The 535-nt window shown below is 61.3% G+C and carries 1 protein-coding gene; it reads right to left on the bottom strand.

Annotation, left to right across the window (positions count from 1 at the left end):
* Nucleotides 1-179 precede the first annotated feature (179 nt).
* Nucleotides 180-535, bottom strand: a 356-nt coding sequence (locus AC04SI_RS33360) for an IS66 family transposase (protein WP_488475740.1), incomplete at its 5' end; no start/stop codon positions are given.

A 535-nucleotide genomic window follows, 5' to 3' on the forward strand; every position in this document is an offset into this window, starting at 1 on the left:
CACCGTACTGCGTGCTATTCCCAGCACGACCGCAATCTCGCGGGAGCTGGTCCCGCTTCCGGCAAGCCGAAGCATTTGTCTCAACTGTCTCATGGTCAGCCTTCTCTTTGCCGGCATCAAAATGTCCTCGTTCATCGCGAGGTAATTGATGCCAAAGTTGCTGACCCAGGAGGTAATCTTCAGTGCCGAAAACCGGCCGGTCTTTGGTTGGAATGGTGGCCGGCTTCATACCGGAATGGTGGCCGGTGTTTGATCGGAATGGCGGCCGGCTTCACGTCGGAATCCGCACGCTGACCGCTCTGCCGCGGCGAAGCTGCCCGAGAAAAGCCAATTGCGCCTATGGCCCGCTCCGCGATCAGGTTGTCGGGCTCGAGCTGGCCATCGTAGAGGAAGCGGTTGAACGCGCGCCATCGCCTGGTGCCGTAGGCGAAGGCCTTCGCGATATCGGCATCGCGCGACAAACCGTTGCCTTGACGCATGAGCTGTCGTCGCAACGCGCGGACCAGTGGTCGGGTCCGCGTTCGTCGTGCGGCCA

Source organism: Mesorhizobium sp. CNPSo 4689, from assembly GCF_057784325.1.